This is a genomic window from Thermodesulfovibrio sp. (assembly GCF_049969575.1).
Lineage (GTDB): Bacteria > Nitrospirota > Thermodesulfovibrionia > Thermodesulfovibrionales > Thermodesulfovibrionaceae > Thermodesulfovibrio > Thermodesulfovibrio obliviosus.
The window spans coordinates 1-19,711 of the sequence record NZ_JBMFOO010000031.1 but is presented as its reverse complement, the minus strand read 5'-3'; the positions used below and the strand labels follow the sequence as shown (position 1 = coordinate 19,711).

The following is a 19,711-nucleotide window of genomic DNA, read 5'->3' as shown; positions in this document are numbered from 1 at the left end:
TGACATTTCAATATAGTACCACAGAGGCAATTCGATGTATTGAAAAATATTCAAATAATAGGTAAAATATTTAAACTCTGATGGAAAAGGGGCATAATGGAAGAGTTTCTTGAAATCGTTGATAAGGATGGTAGAGTCATATCAATAGCTCCAAGAAGTCTTATTCACGGTAACCCATCAATGCTTCATAAAGTTGTTCATGTTCTGGTTTTTAATTTAAAAGGTGAGTTACTTCTTCAAAAAAGAGCATCTCATAAAGATGTTGCACCGAGTAAGTGGGATACTTCGGTTGGAGGGCACATAAAGCCTGGAGAAAATATTTTAACTGCAGCAAAAAGAGAAATGCTTGAAGAACTTGGAGTTGTTCCTGAAAATCTCAGGTTTCTTTACACATATATTCATTCAAATGAATATGAGAGTGAGCTTGTTTATACATACTGGACAATTCATGAAGGACCTTTTGATTTTAACAAAAATGAAATTGAAGAGGTTGCATTCTGGAGTATTGAAAAAATCCAGAATTCTCTAAAATCCGGCTTTTTTAGTGATAACTTTAAACATGAATTTTTTAGATTTATTTCAAATTATGCATTTATGCCTCTCTGCTTTAATTATTTCTTGAATGAGCTGGGGCCTCCCTATTTATCAGGAGACCCGAATTTCTTAAAGAATTTCTAACGCTGAGAAAAAATATTGAATTTCATAGGCTGCTGATTGAGGGGAGTCAGAACCATGCACTGCATTTCTTTCTATGTTTTCAGCAAAGTCTCTTCTTATTGTGCCTTCTTCTGCTTGAGTAGGATTTGTTGCTCCCATAATCTTTCTTACCTTTGCTATTGCATCCTTACCCTCTAAAACCATCACAACAATAGGTCCTTCAGACATAAAATCAGTTAGAGATTCATAAAAAGGTCTGTCCTTGTGAACAATGTAAAAACCTTTTGCTTCATCTTTTGTCATCTTGATTTTTTTCAATGCAGCAACCCTCAGTCCCTGTTTCTCAAATCTTGAAATTATCTCTCCAATGAGATTTTTCTTTACAGCATCTGGTTTAATGATAACAAGAGTTTTTTCCATTTTATATCTTACCCTCCTCTTTGAGAATTTTTATCATATTGCTTACTTCCTCTGTAGAGTTTGCAAACGCTGATTTTTCTTCTTCTGTAAGTTCAAACTCAATTATTTTTTCCAATCCCTGTTTACCAAGCACAACCGGCACTCCATTAAATACATCCTTTGCACCATATTCTCCGTCAAGATAAACAGAGCATGGCAACAGTCTTTTTTCATCAAGAATTATCGCCTTTACCATCTCAAAGGTTGATTGAGCAGGAGCATAATAGGCAGAGCCTGTTTTAAGAAGAGAGACAATTTCAGCACCACCTTCACGAGTTCTTTGGACAAGAGAGGAAATTCTGTCCTGTGAAAGCCATTTTGAAAGAGGAATACCTTTTACAGTTGTAAATCTTACAAGAGGAACCATGTAAAGTCCATGCCCACCAAGCACAATTGTTTCTATGTCTCTCGGTGAAACTCCAAGTTCCATTGAAATGAATGTTTTAAATCTCGCTGAATCGAGAATTCCTCCCATGCCAAGAACCCTCTGTCTTTGCACACCTGAGATTGCAAGGGTTACATAAGCCATTACATCCATTGGATTTGTAACAACTATGTATATTGCCTGAGGACAGATCGGTGCAAGTTTATTTACAATTCCTCCAACAATTTCAGCGTTTGCCATGAGAAGGTCTTTTCTCCTCATTCCGGGTTTTCTTGCCAGTCCGGCTGTAATTACTACAATATCAGAGCCTGCAAGATCATCAAGATTGTTTGTTCCTGTAATATATGCTTTTATGCCCAATACAGCGGTATTCTGGAGAATATCAAGCGCTTTGCCCTGAGGCATTCCCTCAACAATATCGTAAAGCAGTACATCACATAATCCACTGTTCGCAGCAAATAAAGCAAGAGTTGCGCCCACATTTCCTGCGCCTACAATTCCGAGTTTTTTTCTCATTTTAAATCCTCCTTTTTAACACTCTTTAAATCGTTCAAACTCTCTACATTGTAAGTTTTAACTGTCGGATCAATTCTCTTTATAAGTCCGGAAAGAACTTTTCCAGGACCAATCTCTATGAATGTATTTACTCCCTTTGAAATCATGTATTTTACACAATCCTGCCATCTGACAGGGCTGTAAAGCTGTTTTACAAGAGCATTCTGCACAGCCTCAGCATCTTCAGTTGCCTCTGCAGAAACATTGTTTACAATTGGAAATTTTGAATTATTAAAACTAAATTTTTTCAAATACTTTTCAAACTCCTGAGCCACATCTTTCATAAGCATGCAATGAGATGGAATACTTACCTGAAGCGGCACAACCTTTTTAGCTCCCTTTTGTTTTGCAAGCTCAGAGGCTTTTTTAACTCCCTCTGTGTGTCCTGAGATTACAATCTGTCCAGGACAGTTTAAATTTGCCAGGTCAACATAAAAATCTGTAATGCTTTCACAGATTTGTTTAAGAATATTTTCATCAAGCCCTAAAACAGCAGCCATGCTACCAACGCCCTCTGGCTGAGCTTTTTGCATAAGCTCGCCTCTTTTTCTTGTAATTTTCACAGCATCTTCAAAGGAGAAAACACCTCCACAAACTGCAGCTGTGTATTCTCCAAGTGAATGTCCTGCCACAAAAACAGGTGATATTCCTGAAGCTAAAACCTCTCTCAGCAAAGCATAAGATACAGTGAGTATGGCTGGCTGGGTGTTTTCTGTTTTGTTGAGTTCTTCCTGAGGTCCTTCAATACATAGCTTTGCAAGGTCAAAACCAAGAATTTCACCGGCTAATTTAAATAAATCTCCTGCAACTTCTAATAAATCCTTACCCATTCCAACATACTGTGAACCCTGTCCGGGAAAAACAAAGGCTATCATTCGGAGACTCCTTCTTTAAGTTTTCTTATCATTAAAGGCACTATCTCTTTTACATCACCAACAATTCCATAGGTTGCCACATTAAATATTGGTGCATTGGGGTCTTTGTTTATTGCAACAATTATATCGCTGGATTGCATTCCTACAAGATGTTGAACAGCTCCAGAGATCCCACAGGCTATATAAAGCTTTGGACAGACTGTTTTTCCAGTTTGTCCAACCTGATGAGCATAGGGAATCCAGCCTTCATCAACTGCTGCACGGGAAGCTCCAACTGTTCCACCAAGAAGATTTGCAAGCTCCCAGAGCATTTTAAAGCCTTCAGGTCCACCAATTCCTCTGCCACCTGAAACAATAACCTTTGCATCCTGAAGATTTACCTTGCACAAAGATGTATCTTTAACTCTTTCAAGAATTTTAACCCTGCCTGTTGGCTCAAGAGCTTCAACTTTTATTATTTCACCTTTTTTGTCTGGATTGTATTCACCTCTTTTCATTACTCGAGGTCTTACAGTAGCAATCTGAGGTCTGCTTGTTGGAGAAACAATTGTTGCCATTATATTTCCACCAAATGCAGGACGAATCTGAAGAAGATTTCCTGTTTCTTTGTCAATTTCAAGACCTGTGCAGTCTGCTGTAAGTCCGACCCTCAGTCTTGCTGCAACTCTTGGAATAAAAGAGCGACCTATGGCTGTTGCTCCTGCAAGAAGTATTTCAGGTTTATGCTGATTTATTAATTTTACAAGAGTTTTGGCGTATAATTCATCATCCAGATTAGAGTACTCAGAATCATCGATATAGTAAACTTTATCAGCCCCCCATTTAATAAGTTCTTCTATTTCTTTGGACTGTCCAAATACGACTGCAGAAAGCTCTGTTTGGAGTTCATCTGCAAGTTTTCTTCCGATTCCAAGCAATTCATATGCTACAGAGGCAATTCTGCCCTGTGATTGCTCTGCAAATATCCATATCCCTTTAAAATCTTCCTGTTTTATTTCTTCTCTTTGTCTTTCATCAATTATTGCAGATTCTGGACATGAATCTATACAGGCACCACAAAGAGTGCATGCTTCTGTTATAAATGCTTTAAAATTTCTCAATTCAATTGCTCCAAAGGGACATACATTTACACAGGTTCCACAGCCTGTGCATTTATCTATATCAATTCTTATAAGCATCCCAACCTCCTCAGTTCTTTAAGAAGTATGTTAACCTGTTCGTCAGGTGTGCCTTCAAGAATTCTTCTTTCACCTCTTGGTGGAGGTGCAAATATGTTTTTAACCATTGTTGGAGAACCTTTAAGTCCAATTCTGTCTTGTTCCGCTTCAATGTCATCAGCATTCCATCTTGGAATTACTGCTTTTTTAGCCATCATTTTGCCCCTTATTGAAGGTGGACGGGGATTGTTTAATTCTTTTACCACTGTAATCAATGCAGGCAAGCAAATCCATATTTTTTCATAACAATCATCCATAAGTCTTTCAACAATCATTTCTTGGGAGTCAATTTTTTCAATTTTCCTTACATATGCAACATGGGGAATCTCAAGAAACTCTGCCATTTCTGGTCCAACCTGAGCAGTATCACCATCAATTGCCTGTTTTCCACAGATTATCAAATCAAAACCGATTTTTTTTGCTGCCTTAGAAAGGGTATAAGCAGTTGCCCATGTATCTGCTCCTGCAAAGCGTCTGTCTGTAAGTAAAACTGCGTCATCAACACCCATTGATATTGCTTCTCTAAGCACCTCTTCAGCTTGAGGTGGTCCCATCGTAACAGCTGTAACTTTTCCAGATGTAACCTCTTTAATCTGCAGTGCAGCTTCAACAGCATGCAAATCATAGGGATTCATGATGCTTGGAACACCCTCTCTTATAAGAGTGTTTGTTTTTGGATCAATTTTTACTTCTGTAACATCTGGAACCTGCTTAATGCAGACAATAATTCTCATTAGCTCCTCCAGCAAGTTTTTTTATAGAGAAAACTTTGCATGAGACTTAAATTAAAATTATACTTTACAATTAAAATCTCTTTCAAATTTATACAGTATTTTTTCCTTCATAATGCTCTGGAAGACTGAAAAAAGCTATTGCAAGCAGTATCCATCCTACAAAGATTGCAATAGCACCTAAACCAAAAAGTATAATTCCAACAGCACCCCAGAACATGAAAATGCCTGCGAGACTGAAAAGATTTATCTGAGTGTATTGATGTAAAAGATTAAAACATTGGCGATAAAAATACATTCCAGTAATATTTAAAGCATAAAAAATAAGGAAGAAAAAAATTAATCCACCTGTAGGAATATGGTTCATGCCGTGATAAAAATTGCCCATCATTAAAGGTATCATTGAAAACATTCCAAAGATAAATGCAAGGAGTATTCCTGCTGTGCTAATCAAGAACCCAGTTAAAAACTTATTAAAGATATTCTTATCTGAAAAAATCTGAGCCAGTTTATTGATGGCAATAAACAACAAAACAATCCCCGCTATACCTAATAACCAGCCTATCCAGGGTATAAAACCCAAAATAATAAAAATAGACCCGAGCCCTCCTAAAATTTTTTCATTACCTACCTGTGCCATTTTTTCCTCCTCATAAATTTTTATACATTATACACGATTTTTTTATTTTATATAAGATTGCCATGAGGATTAAGCTGGATTGAACGACTTTAAAGAGCAAGAGCTGTCAAAAAATCTCTGAGAAACGAAAGTGAGTTTTCTATCGGTAATTGTCAGAAAGATTCAAATTCTTTCTAAAAATATTTATTTTTTGTTATAATGTTTAACTATGTTTATAGGAACACCGCTTATTACAGAAGAGCAGATTCAAAAAAAAGTTAAAGAACTCGCATATAAAATTTCCTTAGACTATGCCAATAAAGACTTAGTTGTAATAGGTATTTTAAAAGGTTCATTCATGTTTTTTTCAGATCTAATACGATATATTCAAACACCTCTAAAGGTGGATTTCATTATTGCATCCAGTTATATAAAAGATAAATCATCTGGTGAAGTAAAAATCTATTATTTTCCAAAAGAAGAGATTCAGGGGAAAGATATACTTCTCGTTGATGATATTATTGATACAGGATTTTCTTTAAAAACCATAAGAGAAAAAATTCTTTCAATGAATCCATCTTCCTTAAAAATATGCGTTTTCTTAGATAAAACAGAAAGAAGAATTGTTGATGTTCCTGTGGACTACATTGGCTTTAAAATTCCTAATAAATTTGTTGTTGGTTACGGGCTTGATTATCAGGAGATGTTCAGAAATCTTCCTTATATAACAGTATTTAAGAAAGAAATCAAATAATGTACAAATTAAAGATCATTACAGGATTTGATGCTGCTCATCAGCTAAGAGGTTACAAAGGAAAATGTGAGAATATTCACGGACACAACTGGAAGGTTGAAGTAGAGGTAATTGCTGAAAATCTCAATGAAATCGGTATTGCTATTGATTTTAAAGAATTAAAAGGAATCACTGAAGAGATAATCTCCAGGCTTGACCATTCATTTATAAATCAGATTTCTCCATTTACTGAGATAAATCCCTCAAGTGAAAATATAGCAAGATGGATATACATGTCTTTGAAGGATAAATTAAGCCAAGTTCCTGTGAAACTTTACAGTGTTACTGTATGGGAGTCCGATTATGCCTCAGCAACATATTTTGAATGAAATTTTAAATAAACTTCCTCACATTAATGCTGATTGGGAAATTTATTTTTTAAGAAAAAAGATTTATTCAGCGGAAGGTAAGGATTTAGATGTTGATAAAAAAAAGAATGCCATTAAGGAGTTTTTCTCAATAAGAATAATAAAAGATAAAAAAGCTGGAATGTCAAGTTGCACTACATTGGATAAAATTCCAGAGGCATTGCAGCAGGCAACTGAAATTGCCAGAATATCTGAACCAGACGAATTCTTAACTCTTCCAGAACCCCAACAAATAAAAAAACTACGAGTCTTTGACGAAGAATTAATAACCATAAAAGAAAACCTGCCTCAGATACTGATAGACATGCAAAAATCCGCTTTTTTTGATAGAAAAATTAAAAAACTCAGAAACGCAGAGATAAATATTACGATTGAGGAAAAGGGCATAATAAATTCAAAAGGACTCTCTGTTTATGAGCCTTTTACTGCTGTTACAGCACATATCATAGCCATTGCTGAGGAGCATGACTCACAGATGGGATGGTCTTACAGGACAGAAAGATTTTTAAAAAACATTAAGTTTGAAGAAGTTGCCTGTGAAGCAGGGAAAAAAGCTTTGATGCTTCTTAATCCAAAAAAAATTAAATCTTTTAAAGGGTTTGCAGTTTTAGAGCCCTTTGTTGCTTCTGAATTTCTTGAACTTATAAGTCATTCTCTCTCTGCAGAAAACTATCAAATTGGCAGGTCTTTATTCACAGAAAAACTCGGACAGATGGTTATAAATGAAAAATTGAACATTATTGACAATGGATTGCTTCCTGAAAGATTTGGTTCATCACCCTTTGATGGTGAAGGTGTTCCCACCACAGAAAAATTTATAGTGAAAAATGGTGTTTTAGTATCACTTTTGCACAATACATATACAGCCCAGCGTGCAGGAACATCATCTACAGGAAATGCTGTAAGAACAGACAGAGGAGTATCAGTAGGACCAACGAACCTTTATATTGAAACAGTAGCAACCTCTGTAGAGGATTTAATAAAACAGGTTGACAGAGGAATCTACATTTTGGAGGTTATGGGCATGCATACAGCAAATCCTGTTAGTGGAGATTTTTCTGTTGGCATTTCTGGAATTTACATAGAAAATGGAGAATTAAAATATCCTGTAAAGGAGGCAGTATACTCCGGTAATATTCAGGAGCTTTTCAAGAATATTAAGGCAGCAGGAAATGATTTAAAATTCTTTGGAAATATCGGGTCTCCAACCCTTCTTATTGAGGGTGCAGATATATCAGGTTAAAGGAGGTCAGAGGTGGATTACTTTTTAACTGAAGAACAAAGAATGATAAAAGACCTGGCAAGGCAGATTGCAGAGGAGCATGTTAAACCTGTAAGAGCAGAACTTGATGAAACAGGTGAATTCCCATGGGAAATTATGAATACTCTTGCGCAGGCAGATATGTTCAGGGTATTTATTCCACAAGAATATGGTGGTCTTGGCACAGGAAGCCTTGAACTATGTCTTGTTGTCGAAGAGCTCTCAAGAGTCTGTCTCGGAGTTTCAACTACCTATGCTGCTAATGCTCTTGGAACTTATCCAATTCTTCTTTTTGGAACTGAAGAACAAAAGAAAAAATACTTACCAGACATAGCAGATGGCAAGCGCCTTGTTGCTTTTGCACTTACAGAACCAAATGCTGGAAGCGATGCAGGAGGAATTCAGACAACTGCTACAAAGGATGGAGATTACTACATTCTCAATGGCAGAAAACAATGGATAACAAACGGTGGAGAAGCAGAAATTTATACAGTCATTGCTTTAACTGATAAAGCTAAAGGTCCAAGAGGTGCATCAGCATTTATCGTTGAAAAAGGAACTCCTGGATTTAGTTTCGGCAAAAAAGAAAATAAAATGGGAATAAGAGCATCGGCAACAAGAGAGTTAATATTTGAAGATTGCAGAATTCCAAAGGAAAATCTTCTCGGAAAAGAAGGTATGGGATTTATTGTTGCCATGAAAACACTTGACCAGAGCCGTGTTGGAGTTGGAGCACAGGGAGTTGGAGTTGCTCAGGGTGCTTTTGAAGAAGCTGCAAAGTTTGCTAAGCAGAGAATACAATTCGGTCAGCCTGTTATAAGTTTTCAGGCAGTGCAACACATGCTTGCAGACATGGCAATTCAGATTGAAGCTGCAAGAGCCCTTGTTTATTCCGTTGCAAGATACATTGACAGTGGAGCAAAGGATATTACAAAGGCTTCTGCTATGGCAAAGACCTTTGCAACAGATGTGGCTATGAAAGTGACAGTTGATGCTGTTCAGGTTATGGGTGGCTCAGGATATATGAAGGATTATCCAGTTGAAAAGATGATGCGTGATGCAAAGATTCTTCAAATATATGAGGGAACAAATCAGATTCAGAGAAATGTTATAGGACAGGCAATTATAAAAGAGTTAACGAAAATGGGAATCTAAATTTTTTGATAAAATCATCACTCTATGTGACTCCCCCATTCCCTGGGGGAGCACAAGCCTCTTAAAATGTTGTATTAAATTTTTTTGATAAATCTCCCTTAAAACTGCTTCATCACAAAGGGAAAGAAAAAATTTGCTTTGAGAGAGATGTCCCTCAACCTTAAATCCTGCCTGCTTTGCCCATTTTTCTAATGCTGTAAAATTTACATGGGCTGTTATGTCCTGGTTACCAATGTTTATATAGGGATTTTCAGTAATTGAATGCTTATAATAACAAAGCAGAGTTCCTTTTTTTCTTTCAGGATGATAGTATTCTTGACAATTATAGCCATAGTCAATAATCAAAACAAATCCCTTTTTTAATTTTTTACTGAGAATCTCAATCAATGATTTCATTTTTAAATTTACTTCTGAACGATATCCTTTTATTTTCAAAACCCATGGAGCAAACTCTTCAATATACTGCAAAGTATTTTTCCTGCAGGGCAAAAGAACTTCAATTAATTCATAATCTTTAAAATCTACATAAACCTCCATAATCTCTTCTGATTCAGATATCTCAAAACATCTTACAGGTAAAGCATCAAAAACTTCGTTACATATAAATACTCCAGTAAACGGTTCTAAATCTTCAATTGAGTTTACCCATTGAGTTTTATCAGAGTGTTGTTTAAGATTTTGCTGCTGTAAATCTTTTAGCGATGGATTTATTTCTACGAGATTGTATTTGAGAGGAATTGAGATTTCATCAAGAATGTCTTTTGCAAGATATCCCATTCCAGGACCTATTTCAGTCACTGTAAAATCCTGAGGACAATTAAGATTTTGATAAACATTTTCTACCTCTTTACTCAATAAAAAACCAAATACTGAACTAAGATGAGAAGCTGTAAAAAAATCTCCCTGCCTTCCAATTTTTATATCAGCTCTTGTGTAGTAACCAAGCTCCGGGAAATAAAGAGCCATTTCCATAAAATCTTCAAAGGAAATGGCACCGCATTTTTTTATCTTTTCAATGATTATTTTCTTAAGCATCAAGACACAAGAGTGAACATTCTCTGAACTGCTTCATAGGCTTTTATTCTTATGTCTTCAGGAACTTTAATTACATATTGATTTTCTTTTAGTGCTAAAAGAACGCTCTCAAGAGTTGTGCGTTTCATATTTGGGCATATCATTGTGCTTTTAAGAGGATAAAAATTCTTCCCAGGATTTTCTTTTTTTAGCCTGTAAAGAAGTCCAATTTCTGTGCCAATTATAAATTCTTTAGCCTGTGAGGCTTTTGCAAACCTTACCATTCCACTGGTAGAGGCAACATGATCTGCAAGTTCAATAACTTCAGGACGGCATTCAGGATGAACAACTACCAGAGCATCTGGATGAACTTTTTTAGTACGAATCACATCTTCCTTTTTTATCATGTGATGAGTTGGACAGAATCCATTCCATGCAATAATTTCCTTATATGGAACCTGTTTTTTTACCCAGTCTGCCAGGTTTTTATCAGGAACAAAGATAATTGAGTCAAATGGAACTGCTTTTACAATCTGAGGAGCATTGGCAGAGGTGCAGCATGCGTAACTTAATGCTTTGACCTCAGCAGTAGTATTAACATAAGAAATAACAGGTGATGAAGGATATTTTTTTATCCATTCTTTGAGTTCTTTGACATCTACTGTATCTGCCATAGGACATCCAGCCTCAATTTCAGGAAGCAGAACTGTTTTATCAGGATTAAGTATTGCAGCAGTTTCAGCCATAAAATGAACTCCGCAGAAAACAATAACATCACATTGAACCTGAACTGCCTGTCTGCTTAATTCAAGAGAATCTCCAACAAAATCGGCAATATCCTGTATCTCCTCCCGCTGATAATTATGGGCAAGAATTATGGCATTCCTCTGTTTTTTTAGTCTTTTTATTTCTTCTATTATTGTGTTGTCCATATGTAAAGATCCTCCCTGTTTGTGTATATAACAGTTCCATCAGAAAGCACAACAGCTTTAATTGGTCTTTTAATGTTATACCGGGAAGAACTTCCAGAATATCTTAAAGATATTCTTCTTACATAGTTCTTTGTTTCTGCAATATTTGGAATTCTTCCAAGAGTTTCAACAAGACCGGGTCCAGCATTATAGGCAGCAAGGGCAAGTTGAAAATTCCCATTAAATTTTTCAATAAGATATTTCATATATCTTATTCCACCATCTATATTTTGCACAGGATCAAAGGGATCTTTTACACCCATAAGAATTGCTGTACCTGGCATAAGCTGCATTACTCCCATTGCACCCTTTGGTGAAACTGCATAGAGATTCCAGCCGCTTTCCTCCCTTATCATCTCTTTTATTAATCTTGGGTCTACTCCGTAAAATCTTGATCTTTCCTCAACAATCTTTTCAAGCTCCTGTCTTGATATTGCTGAAACTGTGTTTGATGAAGAAAATTTTTTGATTTTGTATGATTTTTTCAAAGATATTTTGTTCTCACATATATTTGTATAGACTCTTTCACCATCAATTATCTTGACACAAATTCTATCAGCAAAGGCATTACAGGTTACAAATATTAAAAATACCACTATTTGCAAAAGTATAAACATGTTAAATTATATCAAAAAAATTCTTCTAACAGCAAAACAACTTCCTGCATTACAATTTCCCTGATCTGATTATTGATATGATCAACCACAAACCAAGAAAAAATGCAAAAACACCTGTAATAAGCCCAAAAAGAGAAATTCCATATATTAAAGGTTTTACCTCAGTTGCATGCATTATTGCTGAACTTAGTATCATAGCACTTACAATAAGAGCAAAGGCAATTTTATTGCTTGCTTTATCAATATCTTTGATAAATTCAGGAAGATTAACATGATACATGCGAACAGTTATCTCATCTTTAACTGCCTTCCTGAGAAGAGTTTTCAATTGAAAAGGAATATTTAAAGCTGCCTCTTTAAATTCATTCAGTCCTTTAAGAGTTTTGTTCAGATAAAACTCTGGATGCAGTCTCTTAGATATGATTTTTTTTGCATAGGGCTTCAGTAATTCAATAATAGATATTTTTGGACAAAGCTGTCTTGTCAATCCTTCAAGCATTATTAAAACCTTGTCAATCAATAAGAGTTCAGGAAGAAATCTCAATCTGTGCTTTAATGCTACTTTCATGATTGATTCAATAAGTTCTGATATTTTAATCTCCTCAATTCTGTAGGTATAAATTGGGAAAAGTAGTTCTTCTATATCTTCCTTGAGTTCTTCTTTAAGTTTTTCTTTATCAATCTCTTCAGGAATAATACCGAGTTTGAGATACTCTGTTATTAATTTGTCAGTGTTCTGATTTATTATTGCCAGTGCTACATTTGCATAAGCTTCTTTGAATTTTTCATCAATTCTTTGAACTATACCAAAGTCCACAAGAGCTATCTGAAAGTTTTCTGTTACAAGAATATTACCAGGATGTGGGTCACCGTGGAAAAATCCGTGATCAAAAATCTGTTTAAAATACATCTCAATTAGCTTTTTTAAAAGAGCTTCAATATCAAATCCTTTTTCTTTAATTGCATCTACATCATCAATTCTTAATCCTTCAACTTTTTCCATAACAAGAACTTTTTCTGTAGTAAACTCTCTGAAGACATAGGGAATATAAACATCTGGGTCATCTTTAAAATTTTCCCTGAAAATCATAGCATTTCTTGCTTCCCTTCTGAAATCAAGCTCCTTTGTAATAGATCGCGAAAACTCATCAACAATTCCGACAGGATCAAAAATTTTACTTTCAGGAACATGTTTTTCAATAAGTTTTGCAAGACTGTTAAGTATTATAAGGTCAAGCATAATCTGTTGTTTTATCCCTGGCCGTCGCACCTTTACAATGACCTCTTTACCATCCTTTAGTACTGCTTCATGAACCTGAGCAATTGAAGCAGAACCAAGAGGCTCAGGATTAATGCTATCAAAAATTTTTTCAATGCTCACTCCAAGTTCTTTTTCAATGATTTCGTAAACTTTTTCTGTTTCAAATGGAGGAACCCTATCCTGAAGTTTCTTAAATTCCTTTGCATAGGCAATGCTTACAATGTCTGGTCGTGATGAAAGAAGTTGGCCAAGTTTTATAAAAGTAGGACCAAGCTCCTCAAAGGCAATTCTCAGTCTTTCAGCAAGACTCGGGACTTTATAGGATGGCCATCTTCCGAAACTTCTTATTCTTTTCTTTAAAGCTATAAATCTCCCCAGATGAATCTGATCAATTATCTGCCCGAATCCATGTTTTATAAAGACATTAATTATTTCCTGAAGCCTTTTTGCTGAATAATAGGTTTTTTTTATTCTAAAGAAATTCATTTATTGAAACTATTATAACACAGCAGATGCCATTGAAATGATTTTACTGAATTTGCCGATATAAAATCATTTCTTGCGTGATAGCTACATTTTTAGATAGAAACTACAGACAGGGAAAATGTCAAGATTCCTCTTAACAAGTAAACAGTCACTTCGAGCACATTCGCAGGATACAAGGAATCTCTAAATAAACGAAACAGGGCTTGTCTATCTCAAATTAGGATTGAAAGTATTTTAAAGAAAGACAGTAAAAAATGACAAAAAACAAAAATATTGTATAAAAATAGTTAAAAACTGGCTATAAATTGTTTTATTTAACCTTGCCTGGAATCTCAATTTCAGGTTATATTAGCACTCGATAAAGTTAGTTGCTAATAATTCATCAATAAAATAAAAAGGAGGGAGGATATGAAGATTAAGCCACTTAAAGACAGAGTAGTTGTAAAGTTTTCATCTGAAGAGCTTGAAAAAACACCTGGAGGAATCTATGTGCCGGATGTGGCAAAAGAAAAACCTCAGAAAGGCACGGTGATTGAAGTTGGTTCAGAGGTAAAAGAGGTAAAAGTAGGTGATACAGTTCTGTTTGACAAATATGCTGGTTCAAAAATCAAAATTGACGATGTAGAGTATTTAATTATTAAAGAAGAAGAAATTCTTGGAATAGTAGAAAAATAAAAAAAGGAGGGGATGATATGGCAGCAAAGCAGTTAATATTTGGTGATTCAGCAAGACAAGCAATTCTTAAAGGCGTTACAATTCTTACAGATGCCGTCAAGGCAACATTAGGACCAAGGGGAAGAAATGTAGTAATTGAGAGAAAATTTGGTTCTCCCAATGTAACAAAAGATGGAGTTACAGTTGCTAAAGAAATAGACCTTAAAGATCCCTTTGAAAACATGGGTGCACAGCTTGTAAGAGAAGTTGCATCAAAAACTTCTGATGTTGCCGGTGATGGAACAACCACAGCAACTGTATTAGCCTATGCAATTTACAAAGAAGGTCTTAAATATGTATCAGCTGGTGCTAATTCAATGGATCTAAAGAGGGGAATTGATAAAGCTGTTGAAGCAGTTGTTGAGGAACTTAAAAAGATTTCAAAGCCTGTTGCAGATAAAAAAGAGATAGCACAGGTAGGAACAATTTCTGCTAATAATGATGCTTCAATTGGTGAACTTATTGCTGAGGCAATGGACAAGGTTGGGAAAGATGGTGTTATTACTGTTGAAGAAGCAAAAGGAATGGCAACAACTCTTGACATAGTTGAGGGAATGCAGTTTGACCGTGGATATATCTCACCATATTTTATAACTGATCCTGAGCGTCTTGAATGTGTTCTTGAGGATGCCTTTATTTTAATTCATGATAAGAAAATTTCAGGCATGAAGGACCTCCTTCCAATTCTTGAGCAGATTGCAAGAATGGGCAAACCCCTTTTAATTATTGCAGAAGATGTTGAAGGTGAAGCTCTTGCCACATTGGTTGTAAACAAGCTAAGAGGAGTGCTTCAGGTTTGTGCAGTAAAAGCACCTGGATTTGGAGAGAGAAGAAAGGCAATGCTTGAGGATATTGCCATTCTTACCGGCGGAACAGTAATTTCAGAGGATCTTGGAATTAAGCTTGAAAATGTAAAGATTGATGACCTCGGAAGAGCAAAGAAAATCATTGTTGACAAAGACAACACCACAATTGTTGAAGGAGCAGGAGATCCTCAGAAGATTCAGGCAAGAATTAAACAGATAAAAGTTCAGATTGAGGAAACAACATCTGATTATGATCGTGAAAAACTTCAGGAACGCCTTGCAAAACTTGCAGGTGGAGTGGCAAGAATCAATGTTGGTGCAGCAACTGAGGCTGAAATGAAAGAAAAGAAAGCAAGAGTAGAGGATGCTTTGAATGCAACAAGGGCTGCTGTTGAAGAAGGAATTGTTCCTGGCGGTGGAGTAGCACTGCTAAGATGTCAGAAAGCTCTTGAGAATTTAAAAGCTGACAATCATGATCAGCAACTTGGTATAGAGATTGTTAAAAAAGCCCTTGAAGAACCAATAAAACAGATTATAGCAAATGCAGGAGTTGAGGCCACCCTAATCGTTGAAAAAGTTAAAGAAAACAGCAACATCAATTTTGGATATGACGCATATCAGGAAAAGTTTGTTGACATGATGGAAGCAGGCATTATTGATCCTACAAAAGTTACAAGAACTGCTCTTCAGAATGCTGCTTCTGTTGCAGGATTGATGCTTACAACTGAAGTTTTAGTATCTGAAATTCCAGAAGAAGAAAAGAAACCTCCAATGCCTTCCCCTGATATGTATTAATTCCAATAAAGGAGCAGACACAATGTCTGCTCCTTATCTTCTTGAAAAACCTTCTGATTTAATGTAATATTCAATTGATGAAAATTCTTCTCATTGAAGACGACAAAGCTCTTGGTGAAAGCATACAGGAGTATTTCAAACTTCATAACATCGAAACAGTATGGATTCACGATGAGAGAAAACTCCCAAATCTTCTTAAAGTTTATGAATTTGATGTGATTGTCCTTGATCTTATGTTAAAATTTTCCCATGGAGAAGATTTAATAACATTTATTAGAGGCAATAAAATAAATACGCCGATTTTAATTCTTACAGCCAAAACCGAGCTTTCAAGCAAAGAAGAATGCTTTTTAAGAGGAGCCGATGATTATCTCTCAAAGCCTTTTGAACCAAAAGAGCTATTACTGAGAGTCAGGGCATTAAGCAAAAGAGTTCAAATAGAAAGTATTTTAAATATTGGAGATGTTACGATCAATATTGATGCAAAAACAATTTGGAAAAATAACAGAGAAATAAAACTTTCAAAAACAGCGTGGGATTTATTAACTCTATTGATAAAAAGAAAGGGAGAAATAGTTAGCTCTGAAACAATTCTAAACTATGTCTGGGGTGGAAAAGCAGTGGGAGATGAAGTTGTAAGAGCTTACATTAAGGAGCTGAGAAAAATTCTGCCTCATGACAGTATTAAAACATACAAAGGAAGAGGATACAGGTTAGACAATATAAAGGAGAATTAAGGTATTGAATTTTCAAGTAAAAATATTTCTCACTTTTGCCATATCAGTGGTGCTTATTTTTTCTGTTATAAACTTCATAACAATAAATTTTTTCAAAGAACAGCAACATAAATATGAAGAAGAAATCCTTTCTTTATATAGAGAAATCTTAAAACAAAATAAAAACTATCAGCTTCCTTATTACATAAAAGCATATGAAAATGAATTGTTTTTTGAAGAAAGTTATATCACTGATAGATTCCAGAGATTTTCTAAGACCATATTGATATGGGAAGTTTTACTTATTCTGGTTTTAAGCTATTTGTTCTATAAAATTCTGAATATAATAAGCAGGAAAGAACAGGAAGAAGAAGAATTTCTGAGATTTCTCTTTTTTGTTTTGTCACACAAAATCGGTAATTTTCTCTCAACTCTGAATACAAACATAGAAATATTAAGATTAAAGCCAGAAAGCAGAGTTCTTGAAAGAATGCAAACAAGCTGTAATATTATTGGTGCTGAGTTAAAAAAAACAATGGAGACGATCAAAAAACTGCCAAAAACTGCCAGATCAAGACAAAAAATTAATCTGACAGAATTAATTAAAAATGTAAATTCAAAATTTGCATCTGATAAAAAAATCTTTTTTAGTAAGAAAGAAGTTAATGTTTATAACAATTTAGAAGCAATGGAAACCATAGTCTTTTTATTACTTGACAATGCCTTTAGATATGCTCATAGCAAAATTCACATAAAAATTTTCAGGAATGCTGTTGCTATTAGAAACGATTTCACAGAGATTGTCAAAGGCTCTGGACTGGGCTTACAGATCGCAGAATATCTTTGTAGAAGTAACAAACTTCAACTGAAATACAGGGCAAAGGGTGAACATTTTATAGCGGTATTGATTTTTAATTGACAAATAACAATTTCAATTTAGATTAAACTATGGCTGAGGCAGTCTTAGAAAAGAAAAAATACACCTATGCAATTCTTAAAACTTTCACATAACTTTCACGATTTTTATTAATTCATCTAACTATAATGTAAATAAGAAAAAAATAGAGGTTAAAAGTGAGAGGCTCTTTTATTGCCATTTTAATAGTTTTATCAATAATTGTCGTTCCAGTTATCGGCAATTCTGTTGATGAGCTTTTTCTTGCTGGAAAAGTTATACAATATGAACCTGATACTGGTAAAATAAAAATTGAAGTTTTAAGTTCTTCCTGTGCAGGTCTGAGGGAATTTTTAACTGAAAAAGGGCTTCCAAAGGATTTACTTATTAACAAAGTGATTTATTTTGGAATTGATTCATCCGATTGCAATAAGCATAAAATTCATAGAATAACAACTCCTCTTTTAAGGTGATTTATATGAGAAAGCTTTTTTTATTTGTCTTTTTATTTCTGATTTGTTTGCTAATTAAGGATAATCCAGCTGTACAGTCAACTTCAATTGATATGGGAAATTACTGTTATAGTCCTCCATCAATAGCTCAAAGTGCTTCTCCGAATGTTCTATTTGTAATAGATGTAAGTGGTTCAATGTCATGGTGTGCTTATAATCCAAACGCTTCTAAAAGAGAATGCTGTCTCAACTCATCAGGATGTGGATGGACATACAATGGAAATGAAGAGGGATACTTTAGCCCGGATAAAATTTATCAATATAATTCTTCGACGGGTTATTGGCAAGAAACAACAGGAACTGCTTCTACATGTCCTAACAGGTCTAATGATATAAGTACATCTAAAAAATATCAAGGTGCTTGTCTTAATTTCCTCTATATGAAAAGGGTTGACCTTGTAAGATGGGCAATAACAGGAGGACGCCTTGATTCATGCACATCAAATGATCCAAAAAGATGTGATCCTGAACTTTACGGACAGCCTTCTGCCCAGCTTAGCTGTGATAGTTATGGATGTGTTCTTAAATCAGAATCAGGACAAAGAGTAAAAGTTCCATGGCAAAGGATAACGGATAGTCTAACCTTTCAATTTAGAAATTTAAGTTTGCAACCAAGATTGGGAGTAATGTTTTATAGTGACACAGGTGTAAGAAGTAATAAAGTATACATTGGAGATTTTACTGGAAGTTCTAATTTTGACAGTGTTAATCCATATAAAAATTTAATTGCTGCAATAAACTATGAATCCCCATCTGGTTCAACTCCTACTGCTCCAGCTTTGTGGGATGCATATAACTACTTTGCACAGAATACGCCTGAATATGGAGGTTTTACTCCCCAACAAGGTGCAGGAGATAAGTGGCGTAATCCAATGTATCAATGTTTTGATGAAAATAATAATGGAGTATGTGAGGGAAGCGAGCTCAAGCTTGTAGCATGTGCTAAAAACTTTGTAATACTTCTTACTGATGGACAGTGGAATTATGGTGGAAAGCCGGTGACAAGAACATGCAGTATAAACACAGGATATGAGCGTAATTCAGCAGATCCTGTTGTTCCTGCTTATTGGCTTCACAAAAAGGGATTCACTAATTCAAAAACAAACATTTTTTCCTATGTTGAGGCAATTTATGGCATAGGACTCTGGCTTGGAGGAACAGGAGAAAAATCACTGAAACAGGTTGCCATGTATGGCTCCTTTAATAGAAGCAAACAATGGCCTGACGGTCTTAGTGATTATCCTAAATCATACTGTGGACCAATTGATGATTGTTGTGATGATTCTAACTGCGGTAGAGGAAGCTCATGTGCAAATCTTCCACCATCTTCTTCTGACTGGGATAAAGATGGAGACGGCAAGCCTGATACTTTTTATTCAGCTTCTAATGCAATTGAGATAAAAGAGGCAATAAAAAATGCTTTATTTGACATACTCAGACGAGCTTCCTCTGGTTCTACTGTGGCAACCCTTGCTTCAAGGACAGGAATATCAAGTCTTGTTATTCAGCCATATTTTTATCCAAAATATCAGAGAGATGATGGAACAGAACTAAGCTGGCTTGGATTTTTACGTAGTTTCTGGGTTGACCTAAAACAGAATTTAAGAGAAGACAGTGTGGTAAATAAAATTCTTGATATGGCACAAAATGCCTGGGATAAAATTATTCAGTTTATCAAAGTTCAAGACGAGACAAAAATAGCGGTTCTTGTAGGTGATACTGACAGTGGAGACAATGCATGTCAACTTGAAGATATTAAAGACTTAAATCAGGTTAAAGCAGTTTTTGACAGTGGATGCCAGCTTGCACAAAACTCCGCATCAGTAAGAACAATAAAATACAACAAAGA

General features: G+C 35.2%; 20 protein-coding genes and 1 pseudogene. 11 read left to right on the top strand and 10 right to left on the bottom strand.

What is annotated here, in order from left to right; genetic code table 11:
- The first annotated feature begins 96 nt into the window (after window positions 1–96).
- Window positions 97–678, top strand: a complete 582-nt coding sequence (locus ACP5O9_RS07565; protein WP_424905118.1) for an NUDIX hydrolase — start codon at window positions 97–99, stop codon at window positions 676–678.
- Here the strand turns inward: ACP5O9_RS07565 and ndk are convergent.
- The 6 genes from ndk to ACP5O9_RS07535 all read right to left on the bottom strand — a co-directional run bounded on the left by ndk (window position 664) and on the right by ACP5O9_RS07535 (window position 5,519).
- Window positions 664–1,077, bottom strand: a complete 414-nt coding sequence (ndk, locus tag ACP5O9_RS07560) for a nucleoside-diphosphate kinase (protein ID WP_424905117.1) — start codon at window positions 1,075–1,077, stop codon at window positions 664–666. The two genes, ACP5O9_RS07565 and ndk, sit on opposite strands and share 15 nt — an antisense overlap.
- A 1-nt stretch (window position 1,078) precedes the next feature.
- Entirely contained in the window at window positions 1,079–2,017 is a 939-nt protein-coding gene (gene mdh, locus ACP5O9_RS07555; protein ID WP_353686745.1) for a malate dehydrogenase, read from the bottom strand.
- Window positions 2,014–2,931, bottom strand: coding sequence for an ACP S-malonyltransferase (fabD, locus tag ACP5O9_RS07550; RefSeq protein WP_353686744.1), 918 nt, complete (start codon window positions 2,929–2,931; stop codon window positions 2,014–2,016). The genes mdh and fabD overlap by 4 nt, the downstream gene beginning before the upstream one ends.
- Entirely contained in the window at window positions 2,928–4,109 is a 1,182-nt protein-coding gene (locus tag ACP5O9_RS07545; protein WP_353686743.1) for an electron transfer flavoprotein subunit alpha, read from the bottom strand. The genes fabD and ACP5O9_RS07545 overlap by 4 nt, the downstream gene beginning before the upstream one ends.
- Window positions 4,100–4,882: an electron transfer flavoprotein subunit beta/FixA family protein gene (locus ACP5O9_RS07540; RefSeq protein WP_424905115.1), complete on the bottom strand. Its 783-nt coding sequence runs from the start codon at window positions 4,880–4,882 to the stop codon at window positions 4,100–4,102. Before ACP5O9_RS07540 ends, ACP5O9_RS07545 begins: the two co-directional genes overlap by 10 nt.
- Window positions 4,883–4,970: 88 nt before the next feature.
- Window positions 4,971–5,519, bottom strand: coding sequence for a DUF996 domain-containing protein (locus ACP5O9_RS07535; protein ID WP_353686741.1), 549 nt, complete (start codon window positions 5,517–5,519; stop codon window positions 4,971–4,973).
- Window positions 5,520–5,727: 208 nt separating this feature from the next.
- Between ACP5O9_RS07535 and hpt the strand changes: the two genes are divergently transcribed.
- From hpt to ACP5O9_RS07515, 4 genes are read left to right on the top strand one after another with little or no spacing between them, the layout of a single operon-like run.
- Window positions 5,728–6,252 (top strand): hypoxanthine phosphoribosyltransferase, encoded by a 525-nt coding sequence (hpt, locus tag ACP5O9_RS07530; RefSeq protein WP_353686740.1) that lies wholly within the window; start codon window positions 5,728–5,730, stop codon window positions 6,250–6,252.
- Entirely contained in the window at window positions 6,252–6,620 is a 369-nt protein-coding gene (gene queD, locus ACP5O9_RS07525) for a 6-carboxytetrahydropterin synthase QueD (protein WP_428723757.1), read from the top strand. The genes hpt and queD overlap by 1 nt, the downstream gene beginning before the upstream one ends.
- A complete protein-coding gene (locus ACP5O9_RS07520; protein ID WP_424905113.1) occupies window positions 6,595–7,902 on the top strand; it encodes a TldD/PmbA family protein in 1,308 nt (435 codons plus the stop codon). Before queD ends, ACP5O9_RS07520 begins: the two co-directional genes overlap by 26 nt.
- A 12-nt stretch (window positions 7,903–7,914) precedes the next feature.
- A complete protein-coding gene (locus ACP5O9_RS07515; RefSeq protein ID WP_424905112.1) occupies window positions 7,915–9,075 on the top strand; it encodes an acyl-CoA dehydrogenase family protein in 1,161 nt (386 codons plus the stop codon).
- Here ACP5O9_RS07515 and ACP5O9_RS07510 read toward each other — a convergent pair.
- Genes ACP5O9_RS07510 through ACP5O9_RS07495 form a run of 4 tightly spaced genes read right to left on the bottom strand, consistent with a single transcriptional unit; the run spans window position 9,055 to window position 13,424 of the window.
- Window positions 9,055–10,110 carry a class I SAM-dependent methyltransferase gene (locus tag ACP5O9_RS07510; protein WP_353686736.1) on the bottom strand — a complete coding sequence of 352 codons (1,056 nt, stop codon included), beginning with the start codon at window positions 10,108–10,110 and terminating at the stop codon, window positions 9,055–9,057. The genes ACP5O9_RS07515 and ACP5O9_RS07510 overlap by 21 nt on opposite strands.
- Window positions 10,110–11,021 (bottom strand): quinolinate synthase NadA, encoded by a 912-nt coding sequence (gene nadA, locus ACP5O9_RS07505; RefSeq protein ID WP_428723756.1) that lies wholly within the window; start codon window positions 11,019–11,021, stop codon window positions 10,110–10,112. Before nadA ends, ACP5O9_RS07510 begins: the two co-directional genes overlap by 1 nt.
- Complete coding sequence (locus tag ACP5O9_RS07500) at window positions 11,006–11,677, bottom strand: lytic transglycosylase domain-containing protein (protein WP_428723755.1); 672 nt, start codon at window positions 11,675–11,677, stop codon at window positions 11,006–11,008. The genes nadA and ACP5O9_RS07500 overlap by 16 nt, the downstream gene beginning before the upstream one ends.
- A 49-nt stretch (window positions 11,678–11,726) precedes the next feature.
- The gene (locus tag ACP5O9_RS07495; RefSeq protein WP_424905109.1) at window positions 11,727–13,424 is read right to left on the bottom strand and encodes an ABC1 kinase family protein; all 1,698 of its coding nucleotides are present in this window, start codon (window positions 13,422–13,424) and stop codon (window positions 11,727–11,729) included.
- Between the two features lie 408 nt (window positions 13,425–13,832).
- Between ACP5O9_RS07495 and ACP5O9_RS07490 the strand changes: the two genes are divergently transcribed.
- The 6 genes and pseudogenes from ACP5O9_RS07490 to ACP5O9_RS07465 all read left to right on the top strand — a co-directional run.
- The gene (locus ACP5O9_RS07490) at window positions 13,833–14,099 is read left to right on the top strand and encodes a co-chaperone GroES (protein ID WP_353684277.1); all 267 of its coding nucleotides are present in this window, start codon (window positions 13,833–13,835) and stop codon (window positions 14,097–14,099) included.
- A 17-nt stretch (window positions 14,100–14,116) separates the two neighbouring features.
- Window positions 14,117–15,739 (top strand): chaperonin GroEL, encoded by a 1,623-nt coding sequence (gene groL / locus ACP5O9_RS07485; protein WP_353686732.1) that lies wholly within the window; start codon window positions 14,117–14,119, stop codon window positions 15,737–15,739.
- A gap of 77 nt (window positions 15,740–15,816) precedes the next feature.
- Window positions 15,817–16,476, top strand: a complete 660-nt coding sequence (locus ACP5O9_RS07480) for a response regulator transcription factor (protein WP_428723754.1) — start codon at window positions 15,817–15,819, stop codon at window positions 16,474–16,476.
- A 4-nt stretch (window positions 16,477–16,480) separates the two neighbouring features.
- Window positions 16,481–17,374, top strand: coding sequence for a hypothetical protein (locus tag ACP5O9_RS07475; protein ID WP_428723753.1), 894 nt, complete (start codon window positions 16,481–16,483; stop codon window positions 17,372–17,374).
- Between the two features lie 155 nt (window positions 17,375–17,529).
- Window positions 17,530–17,823: a hypothetical protein gene (locus tag ACP5O9_RS07470; protein WP_353686729.1), complete on the top strand. Its 294-nt coding sequence runs from the start codon at window positions 17,530–17,532 to the stop codon at window positions 17,821–17,823.
- A 5-nt stretch (window positions 17,824–17,828) separates the two neighbouring features.
- A pseudogene (locus ACP5O9_RS07465) lies at window positions 17,829–19,711 on the top strand (pilus assembly protein PilY); the annotation flags it as partial.

What these genes read in the sequence shown, in the direction of transcription:
- ACP5O9_RS07565 (WP_424905118.1), top strand. Translation starts at nt 97, where the DNA reads ATGGAAGAGTTTCTTGAAATCGTTGATAAGGATGGTAGAGTCATATCA.
- ndk (WP_424905117.1), bottom strand. Translation starts at nt 1,077, where the DNA reads ATGGAAAAAACTCTTGTTATCATTAAACCAGATGCTGTAAAGAAAAAT.
- mdh (WP_353686745.1), bottom strand. Translation starts at nt 2,017, where the DNA reads ATGAGAAAAAAACTCGGAATTGTAGGCGCAGGAAATGTGGGCGCAACT.
- fabD (WP_353686744.1), bottom strand. Translation starts at nt 2,931, where the DNA reads ATGATAGCCTTTGTTTTTCCCGGACAGGGTTCACAGTATGTTGGAATG.
- ACP5O9_RS07545 (WP_353686743.1), bottom strand. Translation starts at nt 4,109, where the DNA reads ATGCTTATAAGAATTGATATAGATAAATGCACAGGCTGTGGAACCTGT.
- ACP5O9_RS07540 (WP_424905115.1), bottom strand. Translation starts at nt 4,882, where the DNA reads ATGAGAATTATTGTCTGCATTAAGCAGGTTCCAGATGTTACAGAAGTA.
- ACP5O9_RS07535 (WP_353686741.1), bottom strand. Translation starts at nt 5,519, where the DNA reads ATGGCACAGGTAGGTAATGAAAAAATTTTAGGAGGGCTCGGGTCTATT.
- hpt (WP_353686740.1), top strand. Translation starts at nt 5,728, where the DNA reads ATGTTTATAGGAACACCGCTTATTACAGAAGAGCAGATTCAAAAAAAA.
- queD (WP_428723757.1), top strand. Translation starts at nt 6,252, where the DNA reads ATGTACAAATTAAAGATCATTACAGGATTTGATGCTGCTCATCAGCTA.
- ACP5O9_RS07520 (WP_424905113.1), top strand. Translation starts at nt 6,595, where the DNA reads ATGCCTCAGCAACATATTTTGAATGAAATTTTAAATAAACTTCCTCAC.
- ACP5O9_RS07510 (WP_353686736.1), bottom strand. Translation starts at nt 10,110, where the DNA reads ATGCTTAAGAAAATAATCATTGAAAAGATAAAAAAATGCGGTGCCATT.
- nadA (WP_428723756.1), bottom strand. Translation starts at nt 11,021, where the DNA reads ATGGACAACACAATAATAGAAGAAATAAAAAGACTAAAAAAACAGAGG.
- ACP5O9_RS07500 (WP_428723755.1), bottom strand. Translation starts at nt 11,677, where the DNA reads ATGTTTATACTTTTGCAAATAGTGGTATTTTTAATATTTGTAACCTGT.
- ACP5O9_RS07495 (WP_424905109.1), bottom strand. Translation starts at nt 13,424, where the DNA reads ATGAATTTCTTTAGAATAAAAAAAACCTATTATTCAGCAAAAAGGCTT.
- ACP5O9_RS07490 (WP_353684277.1), top strand. Translation starts at nt 13,833, where the DNA reads ATGAAGATTAAGCCACTTAAAGACAGAGTAGTTGTAAAGTTTTCATCT.
- groL (WP_353686732.1), top strand. Translation starts at nt 14,117, where the DNA reads ATGGCAGCAAAGCAGTTAATATTTGGTGATTCAGCAAGACAAGCAATT.
- ACP5O9_RS07480 (WP_428723754.1), top strand. Translation starts at nt 15,817, where the DNA reads ATGAAAATTCTTCTCATTGAAGACGACAAAGCTCTTGGTGAAAGCATA.